The organism is Sphingobacterium sp. GW821-FHT03E03, assembly GCF_059420745.1.
The window spans coordinates 1-5872 of the sequence record NZ_JBWKUH010000052.1 but is presented as its reverse complement, the minus strand read 5'-3'; the positions used below and the strand labels follow the sequence as shown (position 1 = coordinate 5872).

Below are 5872 nucleotides of genomic sequence, written 5' to 3'. Positions count from 1 at the left end.
TATTTTGGATCAATAATTTGATTTATGGCAAAAATATTATTTTCCCTGTGTGTTTTTTTTAGTTGCAACATGCTATTTGCTCAAATCCATATCGTTGATAGTTTGAGTGGTGAACCTGTGCCTTTAGTGAATATTTACGCTGAAGATGGAACATTATTAGGTGTTGCAAATGCGAAAGGGGAGTTCGCTATGGATTCGCTGAAGCAGCATGCAAATACAAAGATCATATTGCAGCATATTTCCTATAATAATTATCATGAATCGAGTTCGAAGCTGCGAAAAGAGAAGCTGATCAAATTGATTCCGCGTAGCATTAAAATAGATGAGATCGCTATCGAAGATAAGAGTCAGTATGATTATCTGATTTTGAAAGGGTATTTTAGAAATACTACTTTTTTCAATAAGCGTACACGTTATTTCTACGACGGAATTATTGAATATTATATTCCGTTGAAAAACAAAAATGGGAAAGTCTATCACCGTATTTTGGATTACCGGATTTTTGAGGATTCCATCGCTACTCAGAATTTTAGAGAGGTGATGGGCAATTTTTGGCAATGGAAGCCACATGTGATGCGCATAAAAGCGCAGTCTGTTGCCAATGATCTTCCGTCAAAGTTTGTTATGGTTCAGGATAAAGGGCGGAGAATCATTCGGACGGATAATCTGAATACCGGATATATCCAAAAAACAGCCCGTGGTGATGTACAGGTATATTTTGATATTATTCCACCCAATAGCCAAAAAGAAGTAAGCTTCTTTAAGGTCAAAGGGCAGCAATATACCGGCGTAACCATGGAAAATTATTCGCCGACAAATCTCGATCAACCTGAACAGGGTAAGTTGGTCAGCAGGGTGGTAATGAACGTCGGTGCTATCAAAAGAGGTAGTAAATCGGAATTTGTTCCTTTTGATTTTTTGAGTGAGTTTTATACGCAAGAACGTCGATTCATGACGAAAGAAGAATTCAAGAGTGTAAAGAAAGAGGTTACTTCAGGTCTTTGGCTCGCATTGAAAAGCCGGTATACAAGCAAATTTTGGTTGGACAATACTAAATTTGGCATCCCACCGATGAATCCTTTTATTGAGAAAAAATTCGGCAAGGAACTGCTGGAGCTAAAATAAATTTGAATGTTGTGCTGCTGTTAAAAACAGGATTATCTATTTCTAACAATAATAGTGTCGTTGTTATTATTATAATGCAAATGTGCTAGAAGATTCAGCTTTTTCAAGCTTTCTGACAAATCTTTTTGGATTTTTCGATATCGACCCTTAGTAATACTTAGTTCAAGCGCAGTAGAAAGCATTTTCACACGATTGCCACTTTCATCCAATGGATAGATAAAAAAATAACGCGCTCGACCTGCGTATTTTTTTGAAAAAACCTGTCGGGTATAGGTATCATAGGTCGGACCCACGACAAACTCATGATCTGTGTAGTAAAATGATTGGGGCTGTTGAAAGTTTTGGCGGAGTTCCAGCCGATCTGCATAGATGGTTAATTTGGTTCCAAATCTTTCGTAAAGGCAATAGCAAAAAGCAAGAAAAGAAAATAAAACCAAGCCCATAAGAACCAAGGAAAAATTTCGCTCGACAAAGATTAAATAGCAAATCCCCACCCAGCCAATGAGCGGGGCTATCATATAAAATGTCCATTGATTATTTGGATAGTATACCTTCACGTATTATTTTTATTCTATTTAAAATCTTTGTGTTATTTTGAATCAAGTCGAGAATGTTAATCTGTTTCAGTTTTAAAGCTTCCTTGTGTAAGACATGGTCTCAACCGGATTACCAAAGATCTTCTTGCTACCTTTTTGTTGGGTGAAGGATTTATGCTGTGCTATTTCAGTAGCAATCCCGTAAATGATTTGCATATCCTGTTGGGGGTGGATCGTTATGATTAACTGTCCTTGCTGATCGAAAAGCTGAAGCTGATTAACCAATGCATGGTTTATCTTCATGCTATAAATATCGCCTAGAGGGATGTCCTGATCCGGTTTCTTCTTTTGTTTGATCAGGACATGTTGATGATCGATATGTACCTCTATTTTGGGGTTAATTAGCTGCAGGATCACAACAAATGGACCAATAACAATGATTGCGACCAAGAAGCCCAGCACTTTGGCTGATCCAAAGTTATTAACAGCATCGGCCATACCATTTATACCACCATAGATGAGACTGAAAATAGTAAAAACGATAATCAAATAGCTAAATCCAAAGATTAAACCCTTTTTAACATTGTGCGATTTAAACTGAAAAGTCTTCATAAGTCAAATTCTCACTGCTTATCTCTCTATTTATATATTCATTAATTGGATAAATATAAATATCTTTATCCAATTAACGAATATATAAGCGAACAAGAAAGAAATCATTATTTTTAAAGCGCTGAAACTTGGGAAACAGTATCCAAATCGAACGGAAAAATTTAGGTAAAAAGGGGAATTATGCCACATTGATTTTGTTTGGTCTTATTTTTTTATTAGGTTTTCTTTCCATCTTTTGGGATTGGAAATCAAGTATAGCGCCTGTTGCCTGTGTAATTATTACCTATTTTCTGAGCCGAAAAATAGACCTCATTGTGCATCTGAAATGGTTTTCCTTTAGTTTGATTTTTTTAGCCTTGCTCTTATCCTGGTTATTACAGTTATCCTTTTGGATGCTTATCCTTCAATTTCTGGCATTAAGTTGTATTCTCTTTGTGATAAGTCAGATAAAGACTGGTCGGAATGATGATACGGATATTATTTTTTCAATGAATGCGGATAATTTTTCCTGCCTTTGCCCTGAGAGTAATGATTATAAGGGCTATGCCCTTAATCCGATGGGGTATAAGAAATACTTTAGAACAAAGGATATTGATAGCATTCAACAGGACGAGCGTGGGTTGCTCATTGTTGTAAAAGGAGAGATTTTGCGACCACGGGAGTTAACAGCATCTGAAATAACACAAATTTTAGCCTACTTCAATGCCGAGGAGTTTAACGTGGTCGAGGATATTCCTACTCGTGATATTCGTCAGGATGAGAACGAATTAGCATGGGTGAAAATTGTGGTCTTTGGTGTTCCAGTTTTGTTAGGTTCGCTGTCGGCTTACTTTTTAGGTGATAACGGAGGAAATGCAGTCGTGACTATAATCAGTTTATTACTACCCTTCCTATTGATTCCGCTACTGCTGATACTTGTCAATAGATGGAAACGTCGGTCAGAAAAGAAGTAAGGTTTATTTTAAGAAGTTAGCATACCAGTGACCTGAGGATTTTATAATACGCTGCTGGTTTTGAAAATCAACATACACCAACCCAAATCGTGGCCGATATCCTTCCGCCCATTCAAAATTGTCTAAAAAAGTCCAGACGAAGTAGCCTTTCACATTTACACCTTCTTCTTTTGCCTGATAGACATGCTGTATGGCTTCTTGCAAATAGTTCAACCGTCTGGGATCATGTACCTGTCCATGCTCAATTTGATCCTTAAAAGCAGCTCCATTTTCGGTAACAAGGAGTGGCGGCATATTGGGGTAACTACTGAATTTTTTCAGCATTTGGTAGATGGAGCTAGGGTATACTTCCCAGTTCATTTCGGTCATTTCAACTTTACGCTCCTTGGCCGTCACGATCTTTGCCTGAAGATAGGGGACAAACATGGCATAGCGAATCATTTCACGTGTATAATTTTGAATACCGATAAAGTCCATATCAAACTTTAAATCGTTCTCATCACCCTGTTTGATGTATTTTTCAATTCGATTGAGAATTTTGATTTCCTGTGTAGGGTAACCCATGCCCAGTAATGGCTCGATGAACAATCTATTGAGTAATACATCCGCTTTTTTTGCCGCAATCACATCTTTTTCCCTTGAGGTGAATGGTTCTACATGGGAACAGGAAAAAGTCGTACCCACCTGGCTGTCCGGTTGTAATGATTTTATGATCCTAGCGCCATGTGCTTGTGCTAATGCAGCATGGTGAGCCGCCGCAAGAAAGTTGCCCAAACCTTTTCTTTCCGGAGCATGTACACCAAAGAAATATCCTGCAGCCGTAAATACGGTTGGCTCATTAAGCACCATCCAATTTTTGACACGATCTCCATAACGGGCAACACATGTGGATACAAATTCACCAAACCAATCTTTGACATCACGGTTGACCCAGCCACCTTTTTTATCTAAAGCATGGGGGAGATCCCAGTGATATAGCGTAACCCAGGGTGTAATCCCCAGTTCCAGTGAGAGGTCGATCAGGCGATCATAGAAATCCATGCCTGACTGATTGGGCTGCCCAATACCATTTGGCAGGATACGGCTCCAAGACAAGGAAAAACGATAATTAGGAATGTGCATACCTTGCATTAATGCGAGGTCTTGTGTATAGCGATTGTAGAAATCACAGGCGTGATCGCCATGTTGATTTTGAAATATACGGTTTCTTTTCTTTACAAAGATATCCCATATAGAAGGGCCTTTGCCATGTTGATCATGTGCCCCCTCGATTTGATAAGCGGCGGTAGATACTCCCCAAATAAAATCTTTGCCAAAGGCATCTTTGGTTAAATGCATTTATCGAAATATAGCTGTCAGATGTGTCATCCGACCTGAATATGAATTAATCTTTATGGAACCTTAGTGGTGAATAGAACGAACTGAACCGACCTAAAAAGATTCTAAATATAATCCGTTGGAAAAAAAAGTTGATCGTTTTCATAATTGATACATTAAAGTGTTAACTGCATTAATTATTCTATTATAAAGGAACGAAACTGATATTAACTGGATATGAATTATTTATTAAATATATGAAAAAATAACTATTTTATTTTGGTTGTTCTTAGACAGTGGAATTGTTTGATTTTTGATCTCGTATTTTCGGTAAATTATTATCTTTAAGATTACAATAAGGAAATGACATATTAAAAAAAGACCAACTAACAATCAAACTGTACCGTACCAACAAATGGATATGCTGCTGTGGATAGGATAATGATCGTTCTCGATTCTTCGTAATCACGGGGACTGGAGATAACAAAGTCTAATTTACCATCCCGATCGAGGTCGCCAATAAATTCGAGTGCTGTCGCTGTATCATGATAGGCAGTCTGGTCGATCAGTGTCCGTTGATATTGACCGTTGACAAAAAGCTTTAATGTATATCTTGCATTGGGTTTCTGATCCTCATCCCTATAGAATTCAATACCAGTAGCACGCAACTCATAACGGTCATTTTTATAGGTAAATTCAGCAGGTTTATTGGGGGGAATAATCTTATTGGGAATTGCTATACTGTCTACTGAACCATTCTGTATAGCGGATATGTTAAAAAACACCAACACATCATTTTGCGGATTTATGGTTTCTGTGGGTAAGCCCGAACAAGGTTCTTCTTTCTCATAAGTAATGGTATATTTCGCTGGTGCAACGTTATATTTTCCGTTTTTACGATGAAGTTCCAACCAGCCGTTGTTAATCACTTTGGATACGTTATTATCATCCCAGATGCGATAAGCAAAAGGTACTAAAACCTGACCAGCTATCATGGAGTCCGTCGGATTGATCATTGGTGCTGATGCAGCTGGAAGGGCTTTTTCAGCTTGTGATTGCTGAGGAGGAATTGTTGTATCCGCTGCTGCCTCTTGTTTTGTGGATGTTGAATTCATAGCCTTATTTTGGCATGCTGATAAGACTAGGACCAGAAAGAAAGAGATGCTCGTAAATTTTAAATAACCCATATGCTGTATTTTATCGTAAAAAAAAATAAAAGAAGTAAAATACGCTTTCGGGATGCTAAATAGGCTGCTATTTAATTTTTTCTTAAACGATTATGGAATCTATTTATTTGCTGCATCCTTTCAGAAAAAAAATGCTCATATT

General features: G+C 37.7%; 6 protein-coding genes. 2 read left to right on the top strand and 4 right to left on the bottom strand.

Translation table 11 applies throughout. From position 1 onward, the window contains the following. The first annotated feature begins 69 nt into the window (after positions 1-69). Entirely contained in the window at positions 70-1125 is a 1056-nt protein-coding gene (locus tag AC07UV_RS25460) for a peptidase associated/transthyretin-like domain-containing protein (RefSeq protein WP_495185817.1), read from the top strand. A gap of 32 nt (positions 1126-1157) precedes the next feature. Here AC07UV_RS25460 and AC07UV_RS25455 read toward each other — a convergent pair whose 3' ends face one another. Next, complete coding sequence (locus tag AC07UV_RS25455; protein ID WP_282254837.1) at positions 1158-1682, bottom strand: hypothetical protein; 525 nt, start codon at positions 1680-1682, stop codon at positions 1158-1160. 72 nt (positions 1683-1754) lie between these two features. Next, complete coding sequence (locus AC07UV_RS25450; RefSeq protein WP_495185816.1) at positions 1755-2273, bottom strand: hypothetical protein; 519 nt, start codon at positions 2271-2273, stop codon at positions 1755-1757. A gap of 128 nt (positions 2274-2401) precedes the next feature. Between AC07UV_RS25450 and AC07UV_RS25445 the strand changes: the two genes are divergently transcribed. After that, positions 2402-3226, top strand: a complete 825-nt coding sequence (locus AC07UV_RS25445) for a hypothetical protein (RefSeq protein ID WP_495185815.1) — start codon at positions 2402-2404, stop codon at positions 3224-3226. A 3-nt stretch (positions 3227-3229) separates the two neighbouring features. On the opposite strand, the gene AC07UV_RS25440 is transcribed toward AC07UV_RS25445, so the two are convergent. Further along, positions 3230-4564 (bottom strand): GH1 family beta-glucosidase, encoded by a 1335-nt coding sequence (locus tag AC07UV_RS25440; RefSeq protein ID WP_495185814.1) that lies wholly within the window; start codon positions 4562-4564, stop codon positions 3230-3232. Positions 4565-4929: 365 nt separating this feature from the next. Continuing rightward, entirely contained in the window at positions 4930-5658 is a 729-nt protein-coding gene (locus AC07UV_RS25435; RefSeq protein ID WP_495185813.1) for an integrin alpha, read from the bottom strand. Between the last annotated feature and the right edge of the window lie 214 nt (positions 5659-5872).

What these genes read in the sequence shown, in the direction of transcription:
- AC07UV_RS25440 (WP_495185814.1), bottom strand. Translation starts at nt 4,564, where the DNA reads ATGCATTTAACCAAAGATGCCTTTGGCAAAGATTTTATTTGGGGAGTA.
- AC07UV_RS25460 (WP_495185817.1), top strand. Translation starts at nt 70, where the DNA reads ATGCTATTTGCTCAAATCCATATCGTTGATAGTTTGAGTGGTGAACCT.
- AC07UV_RS25435 (WP_495185813.1), bottom strand. Translation starts at nt 5,658, where the DNA reads ATGAATTCAACATCCACAAAACAAGAGGCAGCAGCGGATACAACAATT.
- AC07UV_RS25450 (WP_495185816.1), bottom strand. Translation starts at nt 2,273, where the DNA reads ATGAAGACTTTTCAGTTTAAATCGCACAATGTTAAAAAGGGTTTAATC.